Annotated in this window: 16 protein-coding genes; 11 read left to right on the top strand and 5 right to left on the bottom strand. The window is 72.4% G+C overall.

Annotation, left to right across the window (positions count from 1 at the left end; translation table 11 throughout):
- Positions 1–90 precede the first annotated feature (90 nt).
- The gene (locus tag ACYVMZ_RS31545; RefSeq protein ID WP_461085722.1) at positions 91–810 is read right to left on the bottom strand and encodes a TetR/AcrR family transcriptional regulator; all 720 of its coding nucleotides are present in this window, start codon (positions 808–810) and stop codon (positions 91–93) included.
- Positions 811–873: 63 nt separating this feature from the next.
- Here ACYVMZ_RS31545 and ACYVMZ_RS31540 point away from each other — a divergent pair, with 63 nt between their 5' ends.
- Entirely contained in the window at positions 874–1,857 is a 984-nt protein-coding gene (locus ACYVMZ_RS31540; RefSeq protein ID WP_461085720.1) for an ATP-binding cassette domain-containing protein, read from the top strand.
- The gene (locus tag ACYVMZ_RS31535; protein WP_461085718.1) at positions 1,854–2,636 is read left to right on the top strand and encodes an ABC transporter permease; all 783 of its coding nucleotides are present in this window, start codon (positions 1,854–1,856) and stop codon (positions 2,634–2,636) included. Before ACYVMZ_RS31540 ends, ACYVMZ_RS31535 begins: the two co-directional genes overlap by 4 nt.
- 197 nt (positions 2,637–2,833) lie before the next feature.
- Here ACYVMZ_RS31535 and ACYVMZ_RS31530 read toward each other — a convergent pair whose 3' ends face one another.
- The 3 genes from ACYVMZ_RS31530 to ACYVMZ_RS31520 all read right to left on the bottom strand — a co-directional run bounded on the left by ACYVMZ_RS31530 (position 2,834) and on the right by ACYVMZ_RS31520 (position 4,637).
- On the bottom strand, positions 2,834–3,103 hold the full coding sequence (locus ACYVMZ_RS31530; protein WP_461085716.1) for a hypothetical protein: 270 nt from the start codon (positions 3,101–3,103) through the stop codon (positions 2,834–2,836).
- 126 nt (positions 3,104–3,229) lie between these two features.
- Positions 3,230–4,042, bottom strand: coding sequence for an anti-sigma factor (locus ACYVMZ_RS31525; protein WP_461085714.1), 813 nt, complete (start codon positions 4,040–4,042; stop codon positions 3,230–3,232).
- Positions 4,043–4,094: 52 nt separating this feature from the next.
- On the bottom strand, positions 4,095–4,637 hold the full coding sequence (locus ACYVMZ_RS31520; protein WP_461085712.1) for a sigma-70 family RNA polymerase sigma factor: 543 nt from the start codon (positions 4,635–4,637) through the stop codon (positions 4,095–4,097).
- Between the two features lie 336 nt (positions 4,638–4,973).
- Between ACYVMZ_RS31520 and ACYVMZ_RS31515 the strand changes: the two genes are divergently transcribed.
- The 4 genes from ACYVMZ_RS31515 to ACYVMZ_RS31500 all read left to right on the top strand — a co-directional run bounded on the left by ACYVMZ_RS31515 (position 4,974) and on the right by ACYVMZ_RS31500 (position 11,538).
- Positions 4,974–6,506 carry a DUF4331 domain-containing protein gene (locus ACYVMZ_RS31515; RefSeq protein ID WP_461085710.1) on the top strand — a complete coding sequence of 511 codons (1,533 nt, stop codon included), beginning with the start codon at positions 4,974–4,976 and terminating at the stop codon, positions 6,504–6,506.
- Positions 6,507–6,606: 100 nt separating this feature from the next.
- A complete protein-coding gene (locus ACYVMZ_RS31510; protein ID WP_461085708.1) occupies positions 6,607–8,163 on the top strand; it encodes a tetratricopeptide repeat protein in 1,557 nt (518 codons plus the stop codon).
- Positions 8,160–9,848, top strand: a complete 1,689-nt coding sequence (locus ACYVMZ_RS31505; RefSeq protein ID WP_461085706.1) for a nickel transporter — start codon at positions 8,160–8,162, stop codon at positions 9,846–9,848. Before ACYVMZ_RS31510 ends, ACYVMZ_RS31505 begins: the two co-directional genes overlap by 4 nt.
- Before the next feature lie 43 nt (positions 9,849–9,891).
- A complete protein-coding gene (locus tag ACYVMZ_RS31500) occupies positions 9,892–11,538 on the top strand; it encodes a serine/threonine-protein kinase (protein WP_461085704.1) in 1,647 nt (548 codons plus the stop codon).
- Positions 11,539–11,542: 4 nt separating this feature from the next.
- On the opposite strand, the gene ACYVMZ_RS31495 is transcribed toward ACYVMZ_RS31500, so the two are convergent.
- A complete protein-coding gene (locus tag ACYVMZ_RS31495) occupies positions 11,543–12,349 on the bottom strand; it encodes an SGNH/GDSL hydrolase family protein (RefSeq protein ID WP_461085702.1) in 807 nt (268 codons plus the stop codon).
- A gap of 315 nt (positions 12,350–12,664) precedes the next feature.
- On the opposite strand from ACYVMZ_RS31495, the gene ACYVMZ_RS31490 reads away from it, so the two are divergent.
- The 5 genes from ACYVMZ_RS31490 (at position 12,665) to ACYVMZ_RS31470 (ending at position 18,458) form a co-directional block, all read left to right on the top strand.
- On the top strand, positions 12,665–13,870 hold the full coding sequence (locus ACYVMZ_RS31490) for a S8 family peptidase (RefSeq protein WP_461085700.1): 1,206 nt from the start codon (positions 12,665–12,667) through the stop codon (positions 13,868–13,870).
- Between the two features lie 736 nt (positions 13,871–14,606).
- Positions 14,607–15,443, top strand: coding sequence for a glycosyltransferase family 2 protein (locus ACYVMZ_RS31485; RefSeq protein WP_461085698.1), 837 nt, complete (start codon positions 14,607–14,609; stop codon positions 15,441–15,443).
- Positions 15,444–15,454: 11 nt separating this feature from the next.
- The gene (locus ACYVMZ_RS31480) at positions 15,455–16,507 is read left to right on the top strand and encodes a glycosyltransferase family 2 protein (RefSeq protein WP_461085738.1); all 1,053 of its coding nucleotides are present in this window, start codon (positions 15,455–15,457) and stop codon (positions 16,505–16,507) included.
- Positions 16,500–17,297, top strand: a complete 798-nt coding sequence (locus ACYVMZ_RS31475) for a polysaccharide deacetylase family protein (RefSeq protein ID WP_461085696.1) — start codon at positions 16,500–16,502, stop codon at positions 17,295–17,297. The genes ACYVMZ_RS31480 and ACYVMZ_RS31475 overlap by 8 nt, the downstream gene beginning before the upstream one ends.
- 66 nt (positions 17,298–17,363) lie before the next feature.
- Positions 17,364–18,458: a DUF5925 domain-containing protein gene (locus ACYVMZ_RS31470; protein ID WP_461085694.1), complete on the top strand. Its 1,095-nt coding sequence runs from the start codon at positions 17,364–17,366 to the stop codon at positions 18,456–18,458.
- Positions 18,459–18,466: the final 8 nt, after the last annotated feature.

Raw genomic sequence — 18,466 nt, 5'->3', positions numbered from 1 at the left:
CTGTGCGATGTGGCACAACCGCACCATCGGCGCACCCATCACCAGGTCACTGATCGCTTACGACCACTGAGCCACATCGGAACTACTCGTCTAGCGCTGGGGCGTGAAGGAGTCCAGCAGCCGCGTCATCATCCGGTCGAACGCCCCCTCCGGGTCGTCCGGCGGAGCGACGCCCTGCGCGAACAGGGCCGCCAGGTGCGGATAGTCGCCGGTCATAACCTGGCGCATCATGTAGGCGCCGCGCACGGCCTGCTCCTGCTCCGCCGACCACGGCACGGAGCGGGTCCGCTCGGCGACGGCCTGCTCGTTGGCCACGAACGTCATCACCGACCCGTTGATCATCCCGACCAGCTCCAGCTTGGTGCCGGGCGGCACGTCGAGGCCCTCCAGGCAGGCGAGGCACCAGTCGAGGTAGCGCAGGGCGTTGGGGCTGATGCTGTAGACGGTCGACAACACGCGGACCAGCCACGGGTGGCGGCGCAGGATGTCACGGGTCTGCCGGGCCATGCCCAGCATGTCGGCGCGCCAGTCGCCGCTGGGGCCGCCGGACAGCTCGTACTCCCCGCTGACCAGGTCGACCATCAGCTCGTACAGGTCCTCCTTGCGCGGCACGTAGTTGTACAGCGACATGGTGCCGCAGCCGATCTCGGCCGCGACGCGGCGCATCGAGACCGCGTCGAGGCCGTCCGCGTCGGCGATGCGGACGGCGGCCGCCGCGATGTCGGCGCGGCTGTACGCGGGCTTCGGGCCACGGCCCGTGCGCTCGGGGCGCGCCCAGATCACCTCGGGTCCGGCCGTTCGGCCCGCCATTGATCATCACCTCACCTCCCATCCTAGTTACGTACAGCGTACGTAGTGGGGTATGGTCGCGACATGACTTCTACGTACGCTGTACTTAGTGAGGGGCTGGAGAAGCGCTTCGGCGAGGTGCGTGCGCTGCGGGGGCTGGACCTGGCGGTGGCTCAGGGCGCGGTCTGCGGGCTGCTCGGGCCGAACGGCGCGGGCAAGACGACCGCCGTCCGGGTCCTGACGACGCTGCTGGCGCCGGACGCCGGGTCGGCGCGGGTCGCCGGGCACGACGTGGTGCGCGAGGCCGCCGCGGTCCGTCGCCGGATCGCGGTCACCGGACAGCACGCCTCGGTCGACGGCGATCTGACCGGCGCCGAGAACCTGCGCCTGTTCGCACGTGTGCTGCGCGCGCCACGCTCGCGCGCCGACGAGCTGCTGGAGCGCTTCGGGCTCACCGAGGCCGCCCACCGCCCCGCGCGCACCTACTCCGGCGGCATGCGACGCCGGCTGGACCTGGCCGCGAGCCTGATCACCCGACCCGCGGTGCTGTTCCTGGACGAGCCGACCACCGGACTCGACCCGCACAGCAGGAACGAGATCTGGGCCGCCGTGCGCGCGTTGGCGCACGACGGGACGACGGTGCTGCTGACCACGCAGTACCTGGAGGAGGCCGATCAGCTGGCCGACGAGATCGTGCTGATCGACGACGGCCGGGCCGCGCACCAGGGCACGCCGGCCGAGCTCAAGGCGCGGATCGGGAGTTACGCCGAGGTGGTGGTCGCCGAGGACGGCGGCACGCCCGCGCTGCACGCGGCCGCCGTGGTCCTCGACCAGCTGACCGGCTCCCAGCCGCAGCTCGACGACGAGCGGCGCACCGCGGGCGCGGTGGTCCTCGACGCGGATCTCACCCTCCCCCGGATCGTGCGCGAACTCGACGCGGCCGGGGTGCCGCTCGTCGACGCGAGCCTGCGCCCGCCCACCCTCGACGAGGTCTTCCTGCGCCTCACCGACCGAGCCGACCGAACCGACCGAGCCGACCGAACCGACCGAAAGGGAGTCGCCGCATGAGCGCGGTGGTCCACGACGGCACCGCGATGCTGGGCCGCCACCTCCAGCGGATCCGGCACGCGCCCGCGATCACGGTCATGACGCAGACGATGCCGATCGTCTTCCTGCTGTTCTTCGGCTACGTCTTCGGCAGCGCGCTGGCCATGCCGGGCGAGGACTACCGCGCGTTCCTGGTGCCGGGGATGCTGGTGGCGACCGTCGCGAACGGCATCATGACGGGGATGTTCACCGCCGCCCAGGACTCGCACCGGGGCGTGATGGACCGCTTCCGCACGCTGCCCATGAGCCGCTCCGCCGTGCCCGTGGGGCAGGCGGTGGCCGATCTGCTGACCACGGCGGTCGGGCTCGTCCCGCTGCTGCTGGTCGGCCTCGCGATGGGCTGGCGCGTCGAGGGCGGGTGGCTCGGGGCGGCGGGCGCCTTCGGCCTGTTGCTGCTGTTCCGCTTCGCCGCCACCTGGGTCGGCATCCTGCTCGGCCTGGCCTCGCAGAGCGAGGAGGCCGCCGGGCAGCTCGGCAGCGCCACGTTCATGCTGCCGCTGCTGTCGAACGCCTACATCCCGACCGACGGGCTGCCGGGCTGGCTGCGCACGGTGGCCGAGTGGAATCCGATCAGCGCGGTGTCGACGGCGGTACGGGATCTGTTCGGCAACGCTCCCGTTCCGGACGGAGCCGCCTGGCCGGTGGCGCATCCGGTGGCCGGGTCGCTGGTCTGGTGCGCCGTACTCATCGGGGTGTTCCTGCCGCTCTCCGTCCACCGGTACACGCACGGCAGGCGCTGAACGGCCGTCCGGGCGGCCGGAGTCGGGCGGGGACAGTGCCCACCCCCCGCCACCGCCGGGCGGGGAGGCGGCACGGCGGGGAGCGACGTGTCCGCGCTCGGGACCACACACCAGGGCGACGCTGCGTGCCGCGGGGATGACGGACGACGAGTGCGCAGCGCCGCGCCCGGGACGGTGTGGGTTCCTGAGCGCGGGTCCTACTGGCCGCCGAACAGCGAACGGCGCAGCCGACGCAGCGGCGCGAACAGCGAGACGCGGCGCACTCGGGCACCGCGGTCACTGCGGTCGTGCGTGGTGTCACGCGCCGTCAGTTCACGCATCAGTGAGGTCGCCTCGACCGTCTCCCGCTGCGGGACCGCGGGACCCGCCAGTATCGACAGGTGGCGGTCGAGGCGCGAACTGCTCGCGCTGCTCCCGCAGGTGATCGCAGGGACCCGCGCCCTGCTGCGCACTGTTATCTGTTCCATGTCACTCCCCACCCGTACGAGTCCACCCGGCCCGGGCAGGTTAACCCTATCGTCCCGGTGGGGCACACGTGTATCGCGGTCACAGGATTCACCTTCCCCATAAGGTGGTTGACGATGTCTCGGCGATCACTCTCCGAATCCGACCGATTTCAGGGCGAGTTGGACAATGGGCTGGCTGGTGGGTTGCGGCGATCCGCCGTCGGGTTCGACGGTTACGGCGAGTGACGTCGCGGACCTTTCGAGACCGGAGGCGACCAAGGGCGTGTCGCCGTCGAAGAGTCCGAGGGAGCGCGGTTGCGCGCCGGGGCGCATGAGCCACAGCTGGTGCACACGCCCGCCCGGCGGGGCGTCGTGACCGCCGAGGGTGACGACGGCGCGCCCCTCCGACGCGGAAGCGATCACTCCGATCGTGCTGCCCCGGGCGTCCCGGCCGCTGCTCGCACGGGCGTCCGGAGCGGCGAGAACGTGGGCGATCTCACGTGCCTGGGCGCGTTCGGCGTTCAGCTGGTCCTGCGTCCGGTTCGCCTGGACGGCGAACAGCGAGGCGACGACGAGGGCCGCGGCGGCCGTCGCCGTGGCGAACGGCACGAACAGGGGGCGTGGCCGGGGCGCACGGGAGCGCGCCGGCGGTGGCTGGGTGCCCCACACATGGGGCGGCAGCGTGGGCGTGTGCCCACGTGCCGGCGCCGGTTCCTGCGGTGTCGTCCGTACGGCGGCCAGGACCCGTTCGCGCAGGGCCGGGGGTGCCGGGGCGGCGGTCGACCAGGCGAGCCGGACGGCGTCCTCGGACAGGGCACGGACCTCGGCGCCGCACCGGTCGCAGTTCTTCAGGTGCCGCTCGAAGCGGACGCGCTCGGCGGGTTCCAGGGCGTCGAGCGCGTAGGGCGCGGCGAGCGAGTGCAGGTCCTCGCGGCGCAGCAGGCGGGCGAACAGGTTCATGCCGCACCTCCCCAGCACAGCGCCGGCATACGGTCACCAAGGGCACGAACCCTCATGCGACACCTCCCAGGCAGTCACGCAGCCGGGTGAGCCCGTCACGCATGCGCGTCTTCACCGTGCCCAGCGGCAGCGAGAGCCGCTCGGCCACCTCACGGTACGTGTAGCCCTCGTAGTAGGCGAGGGTGACGGACTGGCGCTGCAGGGCGGTGAGGCGGTCCAGGCAGCGGCGCACCCATTCGCGCTCCAGGCCGGCCTCGACCTCCTCGGAGACCTGGTCGAAGGCGGGGTGGTGGGCCCGCTGCGCCTCGCGCTGCTCACGCTCGCCGGCCGCGCGGGCGCTGCGCACCCGGTCGACGGCGCGGCGGTGGGCGAGGGTGAGGATCCAGGACAGCGCGCTGCCCCGGCCGGGGTCGAACCTCGCGGCGGACCGCCACAGTTCGAGCAGCACCTCCTGGGCCACCTCCTCGGACTGGGCGGGGTCGCGCACCACGCGCCGCACGAGTCCGTACACGGGCCCGGACACCAGCCCGTACAGCTGCTCGAACGCCGTCTGGTCGCCGCCTGCCACACGGATCAGCAGCTCGTCCGCCTCCACTCGGTTCCCCTCTCCGCGGCCGCACGCCGGCCGACCCGTCACCCGAGGCATCCACACCGTCCCGTCCCGCCCCTGAGGCATTCGCAGCGAACGCACCTCCGGATGGGATACGGATCAGCGGGCCGAAAACGCGGGTCGAGCAGTGAGCAATGCCCGTACGGGCAGGGCGAGGTGCCGGTGCGGGCAGTGGAGATGCCGGTGCGGGCAGTGAGTAATGCCGGTGCGGGACGCGTAAGGACGGCAGCGGCGGAACGAGTTTTCGGATTCGACCAATCCGCCCCGGCACCGGCTCCGAATCCCGGTGCGTCAGGCAAGTTGGCACTGAGGACGGACGGCATGACACCTTTCTCCAGGACCGGTGCGGGACGCGGGAGCATCGCGACCGTGATCTGTGGTGCGCTGGCCGCCGGCGGGCTCGCAGCCGCCGGCGTGACCGCGCTGGAACCTGAGGCGGCCTCCGCCTCCAGCCACCGGGAGGCCCCGCTGATCTCGGGGACCCCGCAGTACGACAACACGGACGTGTACGCGTTCGTCAGCCCGGACAAGCCGGACACGACGACCATCATCGCGAACTGGATCCCGTTCGAGGAGCCGGCCGGCGGACCGAACTTCTTCACGTTCGCCGAGGACGCCCAGTACGACCTGCGCGTCGACAGCAACGGGGACGCGCGGGAAGACCTGCTGTTCCGCTACACGTTCAAGACGCACGTCAAGAACGACAAAACGTTCCTCTACAACACGGGCCCGGTCACCAGCCTGGACGACCCCGACCTCAACATCACGCAGACGTACGACATCGAGCTGCTCAAGCTGAAGAACCAGTACCCGGTGTCGAGGACGAAGGTCGCGGACGACGTGCCGGTGGCGCCGTCGAACGTCGGCAAGGCGTCCATGCCGGACTACGACACGCTGCGCAAGCAGGCCATCCACCAACTCGCGGGCGGCGCGACGACGTTCGCCGGGCAGGCCGACGACCCGTTCTTCCTGGACCTGCGGGTGTTCGACCTGCTGTACGGCGGGAACCTCTCCGAGGTCGGCAACGACACCCTCAAGGGCTACAACGTCAACTCCATCGCCCTGCAGGTCCCGAACCACCTGATCACCGAGTCGGCGGACCAGCCGGTCGTCGGGATCTGGTCCACGACGCAGCGCAAGAACGCGCAGGGGCGCTTCACGCAGGTCTCGCGGCTGGGCAACCCGCTGGTCAACGAGGTCGTCAACCCGCTGAAGGACAAGGACAAGTTCAACGCGTCCGCGCCGCGGGACGACGCCCAGTTCCTGAAGAACGTCACCAACCCCGAGCTGCCGAAGCTCATCGAGGCGATCTACAAGATCCCGGCGCCCGACGAGCCGCGCAACGACCTGGTCGACGTGTTCCTCAAGGGCGTCGAGGGCCTCAACCAGCCGCCGCACGTGACGCCGTCGGAGCAGCTGCGTCTGAACACCTCCGTCAAGCCCGCCGCCAAGCCGAAGCGGCTGGGCGTCCTGGACGGCGACAACGCGGGCTTCCCGAACGGCCGTCGCCTGACCGACGACGTCATCGACGCCTCCCTCCAGGTCGTCGAGGGTGAACTGCTCGGCGCGAAGAACGACCTGGGGGACGCGGTCGACGCGAACGACAAGAAGTTCGGCCACTCCTTCCCCTACCTCGCCAACCCGACCGAGGGATCGCGCGGTCCGCTCGCCAAGGGCGTCGACAGCGGCAACGACGTCCGCAACCAGCTGGGCGACGCGCTGCGGCCCGCCGGCGCGTCGGGCACCGACGACACCCGCCTGATCGCCATGTCGGCGGGCGCGGGCGCCGGCGGAATCCTCCTGATCGGCATCGCCCTGTCGTGGTGGCGCCGCATGCGGGGCCGGGCGTACTGACCCGCTCCCCCACCGACAGGCGCGGCCCGTTCCCACCATCCCCCACGGCACGGGCCGCGCCGCCGACTCCCGTACAGAGCAAGCCGACCGAGGAGAGGGCATGTCTCCGCGTACCCATGACAGCGCTGCGGAGCGACGACACGACGAGGAGCCGCCGACGGCGCGGGAGCGCGAGGGCGGTTCCCCCTCGCCACACGCCCAGCCGGAGCCCGCCGCCGACGCGGCCGTCCTCACCCCCGGCGACCCTCCTGCCGCCCCCGGGACCGCCTCCCCCGACCGGCGCGTCGCCGCTGTGCGGCGGGCCGCTGCGGCCGGGCGGCGTTGGCGGGCGGCCCATCTCGCCGGGTGTGCCGTGCTGTTGGCCGTCGCGCTCACCGCCGGGGCCGTGGCGGTCGGGGGCGTGCAGGATCGTCGCAGTGCCCCGGTCGCCGCCATGCCCGGGGGCGGTGCCCTGGCACCCGGTGTACTGCCCGGCGGGGACCTCGACGCGGGCATTCGCTCCCTGCAGGCCCATCTCCGCGCCCAGCCGAGGGACTTCGGCGGCTGGGCCACGCTCGGGCTCGCCTACGTCGAGCAGGCCCGCACCAAGGGCGACCCCTCCCGGTATCCGCAGGCCGAGCGGGCGCTCGAGCGGTCCCTGGCCCTCGAACCCGGCAACGACCAGGCCCTGGCCGGCCGTGCCGCCCTCGCCGCGGCCCGGCACGACTTCCCCGGCGCCCTGGAGTACGCCGACCGGGCGCTGAAGCAGAACCCCTACAGCGAACGCGCCCTGTCCACCCGTATCGACGCCCTCGTCGAACTCGGCCGGTACGAGGACGCGGCCAGGGCCGCCGACACCGCCGACGACAGGCGGCCGGGCGTGCCCGTCTTCACGCGGTACGCGTACGTGCGGGAGCTGCGCGGCGACGTACGCACCGCGCGCTCCGTGCTGGAGCGGGCGCTGGCCGGTGCCGCCTCGCCCGCGGACGTGGCCTACGTCGCCACCGCGCTCGGCCAACTCGCCTGGAACCAGGGCGACCACAAGGCGGCCCTGCGGCACTACGCCCGTGCCCTGGCCGCCGACGAGGACTACCTCCCCGCCCTGGAGGGCCGGGCCCGCGCGCAGGCCGCGAGCGGTGACCGGGCAGCGGCCATCGATGGCCTGGAGCGGGTCGTCGCGCGTACCCCGCTGCCCGGCCCGCTCGTCGCGCTCGGCGAGCTGTACGAGGCCCGCGGCGCCGAGGGCGACCGGGCCAGGGCCCGCGACCAGTACGCCCTCGTCGACGCCTGGACGGCCCTCGCCCGCGCGGGCGGCGTCAACGCCGACCTCGACACCGCGCTCGCCGCCGCCGACCACGGCGACAAGAAGGAGGCTCTGCGGGCGGCCCGCGCCGAGTGGAACCGCAGGCACAGTGTGCACACCGCGGACGCCCTCGCCTGGGCCCTGCACGTCAACGGCCGCGACGCGGAAGCCCTGCCGTACGCCCGCCGCGCCACGGCCACCGGCTACCGCAACGCCGTCTTCCTCTACCACCGCGGCGTGATCGAACGCGCCACCGGCCACGAGAAGGAGGCCCGCGACCACCTGACGGCCGCTCTCGAACTGAACCCCGGCTTCTCGCCCCTGGGCGCCCGTGCGGCCCGTACGGCTCTGAAGGACCTGGAGGCGTCCCGGTGACCCCCCGCAGCTTCCTCGTTTCCGGCGCGGCCGTCCTCGCGGCCGCCTGCGCGCTCACCCTCCTGCCCGCCGGCGCCGCCGGCGCGCACCCGCTCGGCAACTTCACCGTCAACCGCTACGACGGCCTCGTCGCCGCCCCCGGCGAACTCCGCGTCCACCACGTCGAGGACCTCGCCGAGATCCCGGCGACCCAGGCCGAGCCGGACATCGAGCGGCTGGGCATGGCGATGTGGGCCCGGCAGCGGTGCGCGGACGCCGCCCGGGACAGCAGGGTCACCGTCGACGGACGTACGGTCGCCCTCACCGCCGAACGCAGCCACGCGCGCGTGCGGCCAGGTCAGGCCGGGCTCGACACCCTCCGCGTGGAGTGCAGGCTGACCGCCGCCCTGCCCGAACAGGACACCGTGGCCCTCGGCTTCCGCAGCGCGGGCGCCTCGTCCGGCCCCGGCTGGCGGGAGGTCACCGCGCGCGGCGACCGTATGACGCTCACCGCGTCGGACGTGCCGAAGGAGTCGGTATCCCGTGAACTGACCCGTTATCCCGAGGAGTTGCTCGCCTCCCCCGCCGACACCGCGAGCGCGTCCCTGCGTCTGCGCCCCGGCGGACCGGCCCTGGCCGAGGAGGAGTCCGACGCCCCCGCCGCCTCCGTCCTGCCGCGCGGCGCCGACCGCTGGACGCGCGCCCTGGACAACCTGGTCGCCCGGCACGACCTCACCGTCGGCTTCGGCGCGCTCGCCCTCCTCGCCGCCGTCGTCCTCGGCGCGATGCACGCGCTCGCCCCGGGCCACGGCAAGACCATCATGGCCGCGACGGCCGCCGCCCGGGGCGGCCGGGCCCGGATGAAGGACGTCCTTCCCCTGGCCGCCTCGGTGACGATCACCCACACCCTGGGCGTGATCGCCCTCGGCGTCCTGGTCACGGCCGGTTCGGCGGCCGCCCCCTCGGTGATCGCCTGGCTCGGCATCGCGAGCGGCGTCCTGGTGACCCTGGCGGGGGCGAGCCTCGTACGCCGGGCCCTGCGCGCCCGGGGCCACACGCACGGCCGGCGGCCTGGACACGAACACGGCCACACGCACGGCCACTCCCCCGATCACCATCACGGTCATGCGCACGACCACGACCACGACCACGGTCACAGCCACTCTCACGACCACGACCACGACCACGGTCACTTTCACGACCACAGCCACACGCCCGACCACGATCACGACCACAACCACGCCCATCCGCACCCGCACCCGCACCCGCACCGGCACCCGCAAACCCACACCCACACCCACGCCTCCGCCCACGCCATCGAACACACCCACGGCGGCTTCACCCACACCCACCCCGTCGCCCCCACCCTCCGCGGCACGATCCTCATGGGATTCGCCGGCGGGCTCGTGCCCAGTCCGTCCGCCGTGGTGGTGCTCGTCGGTGCCGCGGCGCTCGGCCACGCCTGGTTCGGTCTGCTGCTCGTCGTCGCGTACGGCGTCGGACTGGCCCTGACCCTCACCGCGGCCGGGTACGCCGTCGTCAAGGCGGGCAGCGGCGTGACCCGGCTGCTGGACCGGCGGCCCCGCTGGACGGCCGGTCCCATGGCGGCGCTGGTGCGCAGGACCGCGCCGCTGGGGTCGGCCTTCGTCGTCGTGGCGCTCGGGGCCGGATTGGTGTTCAAGGGGGCGGCATCCGCCCTCGGCTGAGCTACTTTCATGGAGAAACGGGGAAAACAGAGGATTCGCCCGGATGGGAATGGGGGCGCCCGTGTCCGAAGAACCGGGTCATGAGCGTGTGATCGCGGGCCGCTACCGGTTGCTGTCCCCGCTCGGTGAGGGCGGTATGGGAACGGTGTGGCGCGCCCGCGACGAGGTGCTGCACCGCGAGGTCGCCGTCAAGGAGGTGCGCGCCCCGGCCGGGCTGCCGACCGCCGACGTGGAGCGGATGTACGCCCGTCTGGAGCGGGAGGCGTGGGCGGCGGCCCGGGTCGCCGACCGGAACGTGGTGACGGTGTACGACGTGGCGACCGACGGCGGCCGCCCCTGGATCGTCATGGAGCTGGTCCGCGGGCTCTCCCTGGCCGAGGTGCTGGAGGCCGAGGGCCCGCTGTCACCGCAGCGTGCCGCGCACATCGGTGCGGAGGTGCTCGCCGCGTTGCGTGCCGCGCACGCGGCCGGGGTGCTGCACCGGGACGTGAAGCCGGGCAACGTGCTCATCGCGAACGACGGCCGGATCGTGCTCACCGACTTCGGGATCGCCATGGTCGAGGGCAGTTCCGCGCTGACCATGACCGGGGAGGTCGTCGGCTCGCCCGAGTTCCTGGCCCCGGAGCGGGCCCTCGGCCGCACGCCCGGACCCGAGTCGGACCTGTGGTCGCTCGGTGTGCTGCTGTACGCGGCGGTCGAGGGCACCTCCCCCTTCCGCCAGGACACGCCGCTGAGCACCCTGCGCGCGATCGTCGACGAGGCGTTGCCGCCGCCGCGCCGGGCCGGTCCGCTCACGCCGGTCATCGAGGGGCTGCTGCGCAAGGATCCGGCGGAGCGGCTGCCGGCCGAGCGGGCCGAGCAGGAGCTGCGGGTCATCGGCGCGGGCGGCACGCCCCGGGCGGACACCGTACGGGCGGTGCCGTACCCGCCGACGGTCGCGGCGCACCCGCAGCCGCACCCGTCGCCCACGCCGCCGGCACCGGTCGGGGGCCCGCCGGCGCGGCCCGTGTCCACCACGTCGGCCACAGCCGCGCGGCCGGAGCGCAACCGCCGTGCCGCCGTCGTGCTGGTCGCGGGGCTGGCCGCCCTCGCGCTGGCGCTGGGCGGGCTGACGTACACGCTGCTGAACCGTGGGGACGGGGGCGGTGACGGGAGTGGTTCCGGCGACACGAGCCAAGGGGCCGGGGTGAGTTCGCCGGCGCGGACCGAGGAGGACGGCGGCAGGCAGGACACCTCGCGTCCGGAGCCCTCCCCGAGTCCGAGCAGCAGCAAGGAGAGCACTGCGCCGCCGCAGTCGGTGCGGGTGACGGTGGCCGGCGCCCGTACGGAGTACTCAGGCACCTGTCCGCCAGCGAGCGAGCAGGCGCCCGCCTTCACGGCGACGTTCACCGTCGGGCGGCTGCCGGCCGAGGTCAGCTACCGGTGGGTGACGCAGGACGGCTCGGTGGCCGATCCGGGGTGGAAGACGCTGTCGTTCCCGCAGGGCGACGGCCGTACGAAGCAGGACACGGTGATCGTGACGACGTACTCGGAGACCGGGACGTTCGAGAACGAGATCGGTGTCGAGGTGCGGGAGCCGGTGCACGCAAGGTCCAACGCGGTGCCGTTCTCGGTGACGTGCGAGACGGAGACCCCGACGGGCGGGGCCTCCCCTTCTCCTTCCGGTACGGCATCCGAGGGATCGGAGTGAACGGTCAGGCGTTGCCGCTGAGCACCGGCAGATAACCGCCCGACTGGCCGGCGGCCGTCGGGTGGTACGACTCGCCGATGTTGAGCCAGTTCACGCTCTGCAGCCAGGAGTTGCCGGAGCAGATCTCGTGGCCGGTGAAGGTGGGGCGTACGTCGCCGAAGGTGAAGCCGTGGTCGCGGGCGCGCTTCTGGATCGCGGCGTCCAGGTAGTCGGCGGCGTCGTTGATGGCCTTCCGTTTGGTCTCGGACAGGCCGAGGCAGGTCGTGCCGAGCTTGTAGAAGCGGGGGTAGCCGAGCACGACGACGTGGGCGTTGGGGGCCTTGGTGCGGATCGCCGAGTAGACGCTGTCGAGCTTGCCGGGCAGCGTCGAGTCGACGTACGCCTTGGCCGTGTTGATCCGGGAGACGCAGGCGCTGTCGGACTGGAGTACGCAGGTCGTCATGACGTCGGCGAAACCGGCGTCGTTGCCGCCCACGGTGATCGAGACGAGGCCGGTGGTGGAGCTGAGCGGGCCGAGCTGACCGGTGAGAACATCACCCGTTCGGGCGCCCGAGCACGCTGTGAAGTGGAACGTCGAGGGTGAGTTCGCGGCGGCCCAGAGGCGCGGATAGGCCCTCGTGCTGCGCTTGCAGTCGCCGCTGGAGCTGTCGTAGCTGCCGGCGCCGACGCCGGAGGAGTAGGAGTCACCGAGCGCCACATAGCCGCCGGTCGCGGCGAATTGGGACGCCTGCGCCGTCGCGGCCCCGGTGAGGGCGGTGGCGACGGCGAGGAGCAGTGCGCTCAGGAGGAGGACAAGTCGGGAACGTCTCATGGAACCTCCCTTTAGCAGGATCTCTGCCTTAACCGTCGTACCAACTACGCGTGTTGACGGGAAGTGTCCATGCCAAGACTTTTCGCCCCTTTCCGGGATCCCCACAGCCCGTTCATCGCAGGTTTTGTTTCATGGGCATGACAGGTTTGTTGATTGATGCTCAACTCCCTTGCTCTACGCCCGTAGTCGGCCGACGCTTTACTCCGGCCCGGAGCGGAACGCGACGCTCCCGGCCGTGTGCGCGAGCCCGCGCACACCCCCCACAGACGCGTGCCCCACCCAGGCGCGCGCTGCCTAGAGGAGGACTCCCTCGTAATGGCACAACTGCGTAGCAAGAGATTCCGGTTCGCCGCGCTCACCTCCGTCGCGACCGCCGCCCTCGTGGGCGGGCTCACCGCTCTCCCCGCCCAGGCCGCCCCCGCCGAGGGGAAGGTGCTCGCCGCCGACTCCCCGACCGCGATCAAGGACAGCTACATCGTCACGCTCAAGAAGAGCGCGGGCCTGAAGGCGTCCTCGGCCGCGGGCAAGGACCTGGTCGAGGAGTACGGCGGCACGGTGAAGAAGACGTTCAGCAAGGCGCTGAACGGCTACACCGCCACCCTCTCCGCCACCGAGGCCAAGCGCCTCGCCGCCGACCCGGCGGTGGCCTCCGTCGAGCAGAACCAGCGCGTCCAGCTCGCCGCCACGCAGTCCAACGCCCCCTGGGGCCTGGACCGTATCGACCAGACCTCGCTCCCGCTCTCGGGCACCTACACCTACCCGGACAGCGCGGGCAGCGGCGTGACGGTGTACGTCATCGACACCGGCGTGCGCATCACCCACGCGCAGATCAGCGGTCGTGCCTCCTACGGCTACGACGCCGTCGACGGCGACACCACGGCCTCCGACGGCAACGGTCACGGCACCCACGTGGCCACGACGGTCGCGGGCTCGACGTACGGCGTCGCCAAGAAGGCGAAGATCGTGGCCGTCCGGGTGCTGAACAACAGCGGCTCCGGCACCACCGCGGGCGTCATCGCGGGCATCGACTGGGTGACCAGCAACCGCTCCGGCCCGTCGGTCGCCAACATGTCGCTCGGCGGCGGCGCCTCCACCGCGCTGGACACGGCGGTCCGCAACTCCATAGCCAGCGGCGTCACCTACGCCGTAGCGGCGGGCAACAGCAGCACCACCGCCTCCTCATCCTCCCCGGCACGCGTCTCCGAGGCCATCACGGTCGGCGCGACCACCAGCACCGACGCCAAGGCCAGTTACTCCAACTACGGCTCGGCCCTGGACATCTTCGCGCCCGGCTCCTCCATCACGGCGGGCTGGCACACCAGCGACACCGCGACCAACACCATCTCCGGCACGTCGATGGCGACCCCGCACGTGGCGGGCGCTGCCGCGGTCTACCTGGCGGGCCACACCGCCTCGACGCCGGCCCAGGTCGCCTCGGCGCTGGTGAACGGCGCCACCACCGGCAAGGTGACCAGCGCGGGCACGGGCTCCCCGAACCGGCTGCTGAAGATCGTGCCGTGACCCTGACGGCCCGCTCACTGTGAACTTCCGTTCCCCGGAGGCGAGTTCGCCTCCGGGGAACACCTGTTTAATCCCGGACGAATTCCGGCCTCAGGGCCTTGTGGCCCTTGACGCTCCCCGCACGCTGCGCGACATTGAAGCGCGACATCCGACGCTTCGGGGGGCAAAGTCGGCCATGCACGTCATCCGTCTCAGGGTTTCCGGAACCGGGCGCGCTCTCGCGCCCGTGGACGAGGCAGTCGCCTCCACCCGCAGCCCGACCCGCACCTCCACCCGCCCCTGGATCCGGCCGGAACCGATCGGTCCAGTCCGTGGCGTGGTTGCGGGCGCGGGCGTCGTCGCCATGCTGGTGGCTCGGGAGGTGCACGCAACGGCCAAACCAACAAAAACGTGAGGCCTCGTTCCAGGTCTTGCCATACGGGTTCAATCGTCAATACCGTCATACATCTCACCCGCATCGTCCGTCAGTACGCGGCTCTAGGGGAGGGCTCAAGGACCGCGACGGCCGACGCGGGGCGCGGTAGGGGGGTGCCGTGCTCGGTGACCGCACCATGGGACCGAGTCGTGCCGCGCGGTCGGCTGCCGCTTTTCGCGAACCGGCCAGCTTTGCCAGCTCACCCGGCGTGCCCGGAGTTCCATTTCCGCATGCGTGGGTGAGAACAACCCCCCTTTCGAACCGGACGTGGATCCGGACTGCCCTGGGGGGGCGGTCCACCGGACGAGAGGGACCAAACTCATGAGCTCAGTTCTGCAGCCGGCGAGCACGGACCGGGATCCGTCGCCCGCCGGGCAGCCCACCGCCGGTACCTACCGGCCCGTCTCCTCGCACCTGGCCATCGCGCCGCCGGTGAGCGTGGTCATCCCGGCCATGAACGAGGCGGAGAACCTGCCGTACGTCTTCAAGACCCTGCCCGACTGGATCCACGAAGTGGTCCTCGTCGACGGCAACTCCACCGACGGCACCGTCGAGGTGGCCCGTGAGCTGTGGCCCGACGTCAAGGTCGTCGAGCAGCGCGGCAAGGGCAAGGGCGACGCCCTGATCACCGGGTTCCAGGCCTGCACTGGCGACATCCTCGTGATGGTCGACGCGGACGGCTCGGCCGACGGCAACGAGATCGTGTCGTACGTCTCCGCGCTGGTCTCCGGCGCCGACTTCGCCAAGGGCTCCCGCTTCGCCAACGGCGGCGGCACCGACGACATGACCTTCATCCGCAAGCTCGGCAACCGGGCGCTGTGCGCCGTCGTCAACCGCAAGTTCGGCGCCCGCTACACCGACCTGTGCTACGGGTACAACGCGTTCTGGCGGCACTGCCTGGACAAGATCGACCTCGACTGCACCGGCTTCGAGGTCGAGACGCTGATGAACATCCGGGTGGTCAAGGCCGGGCTGAAGGTGCAGGAGATCCCGAGCCACGAGTACCTCCGCATCCACGGCACCAGCAACCTGCGGGCCGTACGGGACGGCTTCCGGGTGCTCAACGTGATCCTCAAGGAGCGCTCCAACCGGCGTGCGCTGCGCCGCCGCGCGCACCACTCGCCGATGCTGGACGCGGTGCGGGGAGAGGTGTCTTGAGCGACCCGGGCATCTCCGCTCCGGGTGTCTCGGTCGTGATCTGCGTGTACACCGAGGACCGCTGGGAGGACATCCTCGCGGCGGTCGCCTCGGTGCGGGCGCAGTCGCGGCCGGCCCTGGAGACACTGCTGGTCGTCGACCACAACCAGCCCCTGCTGGATTGCCTGAGCAGGGAGTTCAAGGAGTCCGCGGACGGCGCCGTCGTGCGGGTGCTCGCCAACGCGGGCCCCCGCGGCCTGTCCGCCGGCCGCAACACCGGGATCGCGGCCTCGCGCGGCGAGGTCGTCGCCTTCCTCGACGACGACGCCGTGGCCGAGCGGGACTGGCTCCGGCACCTCGCCGAGGCGTACGCCGACCCGCGGGTCATGGCGGTCGGCGGACGTACGGTGCCGATCTGGGCCTCGGGCCGGCGGCCCGCCTGGTTCCCGGAGGAGTTCGACTGGGTGGTGGGCTGTACGTACCGGGGTCTGCCACGCGGCCGCGTCCGGGTGCGCAACGTCCTGGGCGGCAACGCCTCCTTCCGGCGTACGGCCTTCGACGCGGCGGGCGGCTTCGCCACCGGCATCGGACGGGACGGCGACAAACGCCCGCTGGGCTGCGAGGAGACGGAGCTGTGCATCCGCCTCAGCCGCGCCCGGCCCGACGCGGTCCTGCTGATCGACGACCGTGCGGTGATCCACCACCGGGTGCCCGAGGCGCGCGAGCACTTCCGGTACTTCCGCACGCGGACGTACGCCGAGGGCCTGTCGAAGGCGTTGGTGGCCAGGAGCGTCGGCGCCGGCAAGGGCCTGGAGTCCGAACGCCGGTACACGACCCGCGTCCTGCCGGCCGGGGTCGCCCGCGGCCTGCGCGACGCCCTGCTGGCCCGCCCGGGCGGCGCGGGCCGCGCGGGCGCGATCGTCGCCGGAGTGCTCACGGCGGCGGGCGGATACGTGGTGGGGAGCGTACGTGCCCGGCGTGGTGGGACCAGGTTCAGGGTGGCGCCGATATCCCAGGACGGCTTCCCGGCGACGGCCGACGGGAACGGCACCCCGATGGCGACCCCGGAGGACGGCCATGGCTGACGTACCCGTGCCGATCCTCATGTACCACTCGGTCGCGACCGAGCCGAGCGACGCCACCCGCGCCCTGTCCGTGACGCCGGAGGCGTTCGCCGAACAGATGGCGGTGCTCGCGGACCTGGGCTTCACGCCGGTCACCACGGCTGATCTGGCGGCCAGTTGGCGATCCGGACGCCCGCTTCCCGAGCGGCCCGTCCTGATCACCTTCGACGACGGTTACGAGGGCGTGCACCGGCACGCCCTGCCCGCGCTCGCCAAACACGGCTTCCCGGCCACGCTGTTCGTCACCACGGGATGGATCCGGGGCCCGTACGACACCGGGGACGCCCTGGACACCATGCTGGACTGGGAGCAGGTCCGCGAGCTGGCGCGCCGCGGGGTCGAGATCGGCGGGCACAGTCACAGCCATCCGCAGCTCGACCAGGTGTCCGACGAGGCGCTGCGGTTCGAGCTGATCCACTGCAAGGAGATCGTCGGCGACCAACTGGGCTCCGTACCGGCCTCGTTCGCCTACCCGTACGGCTACTCCAGCCGCCGGGTGCGGGAGGCGGTGCGCGAGACGGGGTACGCGCAGGCGCTCGCCGTCGGCAACGACCTGGCGCGGCGCCGGCAGGGGCCGTACGCCCTGCGGCGCGTCACCGTGCGCCGCACCACCGGAATCGACGCGTTCGAGCGGATGGTCCAGGGCCGCGCGATCGCCCGCACCTTCGCCAAGGACCGGGCCCTGACCAAGGGATACGCCGTGGTGCGCCGGGCCCGGCAGGCCGGCCGGACGGCGGTCGGCGCGCTGTGAGCCGGGCGCCGCGTGACCCTCGGAAACGGGGTGCACGCGGCGCCCGCGTGCCGGATCATGGGCGGCATGTCAGTGAACCCGCACGAAGCACTGCCGATCCGGCTCAACGTCGACGACGGCGACTCCCCGTCCGACGTCGTCGACGCGCTGTTCCTCGGCCGCTTCGCGACGGGCGAGCAGCCGTACGCGCACGCGGCGAACATCGACCGCGTACGGTCCGGGGCGACTCTCCTGCCGCCGGGCGCCCGCCTGCTGCGCGTCGCCCGGGACGACGACCGCAGCGCCACGCTGGCGGAGGGCGACGGCTGGACGCTGCTGATCTCCCGCTGGAACCGGGGCGCCGACGTCACGGTGACGGCGACCACCGACGAGCTGGCGAAGAAGATCCTCGACCAGGCCACGGACGGCGCGGCGGACGAGCCCGAGCCGCAGCCGGAGAACGTGACGATGGGCTTCTGGTACGTCTCCCCGCGCCGCGGCCCGTACCGCACCACGCGCCAGATCGCCGCGGGCACGTGGGACGAGGTGCGCGGCAACTACACGGCTCCGGTGGCGGACGCGATGGGCCGTCTGATGAAGACGACGCCGGAGGACATCGCGGGCCGTCTGCTCCTGCTGCACGGCCCGCCGGGCACCGGCAAGACCTCCGCGCTGCGCACCCTGGCCCGTTCCTGGCGGGACTGGTGCCAGGTGGACTGCGTCCTGGACCCCGAGCGGCTCTTCTCCGACGTGGGCTATCTGATGGACATCGCGATCGGCGAGGACGACCCGACGGGCAAGGGCCGCTGGCGGCTGCTGCTCCTGGAGGACTGTGACGAACTGATCCGCGGCGAGGCCAAGCACACGGCGGGCCAGGCGCTGTCGCGGTTGCTGAACCTGACCGACGGCCTGCTCGGCCAGGGCCGCAACGTCCTGGTCGGCATCACCACCAACGAGGACCTGGAGCGCCTCCACCCGGCCGTCGTCCGGCCCGGCCGCTGCCTGGCCCGCATCGAGGTCGGGCCGCTGACACGCGCGGAGGCCGTGAACTGGCTGGGCCGCGAGGACGGCATCGGCCGCGACGGCGCGACCCTGGCCGAGCTATACGCGCTGCGCCGGGGCACGTCCCCGACGGCACTGCCGGAGCCGCGCGGGGGTACTGACGCCGGGCTGTACCTCTAGTGGTGGTG

This window comes from Streptomyces deserti (assembly GCF_054782695.1).
The sequence above is the reverse complement of the archived record's forward strand: the minus strand, read 5'-3'. Positions and strand labels throughout refer to the sequence as shown.

Bases quoted from the DNA above. Each gene is read 5' to 3' on its own strand.
- ACYVMZ_RS31545 (WP_461085722.1), bottom strand. From the start codon at position 810: ATGGCGGGCCGAACGGCCGGACCCGAGGTGATCTGGGCGCGCCCCGAG.
- ACYVMZ_RS31540 (WP_461085720.1), top strand. From the start codon at position 874: ATGACTTCTACGTACGCTGTACTTAGTGAGGGGCTGGAGAAGCGCTTC.
- ACYVMZ_RS31535 (WP_461085718.1), top strand. From the start codon at position 1,854: ATGAGCGCGGTGGTCCACGACGGCACCGCGATGCTGGGCCGCCACCTC.
- ACYVMZ_RS31530 (WP_461085716.1), bottom strand. From the start codon at position 3,103: ATGGAACAGATAACAGTGCGCAGCAGGGCGCGGGTCCCTGCGATCACC.
- ACYVMZ_RS31525 (WP_461085714.1), bottom strand. From the start codon at position 4,042: ATGAACCTGTTCGCCCGCCTGCTGCGCCGCGAGGACCTGCACTCGCTC.
- ACYVMZ_RS31515 (WP_461085710.1), top strand. From the start codon at position 4,974: ATGACACCTTTCTCCAGGACCGGTGCGGGACGCGGGAGCATCGCGACC.
- ACYVMZ_RS31510 (WP_461085708.1), top strand. From the start codon at position 6,607: ATGTCTCCGCGTACCCATGACAGCGCTGCGGAGCGACGACACGACGAG.
- ACYVMZ_RS31500 (WP_461085704.1), top strand. From the start codon at position 9,892: ATGGGAATGGGGGCGCCCGTGTCCGAAGAACCGGGTCATGAGCGTGTG.
- ACYVMZ_RS31495 (WP_461085702.1), bottom strand. From the start codon at position 12,349: ATGAGACGTTCCCGACTTGTCCTCCTCCTGAGCGCACTGCTCCTCGCC.
- ACYVMZ_RS31490 (WP_461085700.1), top strand. From the start codon at position 12,665: ATGGCACAACTGCGTAGCAAGAGATTCCGGTTCGCCGCGCTCACCTCC.
- ACYVMZ_RS31485 (WP_461085698.1), top strand. From the start codon at position 14,607: ATGAGCTCAGTTCTGCAGCCGGCGAGCACGGACCGGGATCCGTCGCCC.
- ACYVMZ_RS31475 (WP_461085696.1), top strand. From the start codon at position 16,500: ATGGCTGACGTACCCGTGCCGATCCTCATGTACCACTCGGTCGCGACC.
- ACYVMZ_RS31470 (WP_461085694.1), top strand. From the start codon at position 17,364: ATGTCAGTGAACCCGCACGAAGCACTGCCGATCCGGCTCAACGTCGAC.